This is a genomic window from Chryseobacterium arthrosphaerae, from assembly GCF_001684965.1.
GTDB classification, from domain to species: domain Bacteria; phylum Bacteroidota; class Bacteroidia; order Flavobacteriales; family Weeksellaceae; genus Chryseobacterium; species Chryseobacterium arthrosphaerae.
The window spans coordinates 1-429 of sequence record NZ_MAYG01000019.1; the positions used below are offsets into that span (position 1 = coordinate 1).

Here is a 429-nt window from a genome sequence, read left to right on the forward strand (position 1 = left end):
ATTTCTGATGAACCTTTCGCCACTTCAACTTTTTCAAAATTCATTTTCTTCCCCTGTTCTTTCGCGTGATTTCCAGCTTCCTGTTCATTTTTGTGACCGTGTTCAGCTTCTCCTTCATCATGTCCATGTCCATGATCATCATCTGCCTTCTCTAGAGCTTCATGCTCCTCAGCTTTTTTGTCTGTCTGTACAAATACATAGAACTTACCGTCAGCCTCTACAATTGCCTCATCGGGAACTGCAGGCGTTGTCGCACTCTCAAGATTAATTACACCTGTGATATTCATTCCGTCGATCAACCCCACTTTATTTCCTGTAACATTGGCATGAACAGAAATGGTCTTGCTTTCATTTTCAAAAGAAGAACCAATACTATAAACTTTTGCATTATAAAGCATTTCAGGGTTATTGGTCAGCTTAAACTGTACA

1 pseudogene is annotated in these 429 nt (G+C 39.9%); it reads right to left on the reverse strand.

Features of this window, described 5'->3' with window-relative positions:
* Positions 1 to 429, reverse strand: a pseudogene (locus BBI00_RS18990) (efflux RND transporter periplasmic adaptor subunit); the annotation flags it as partial.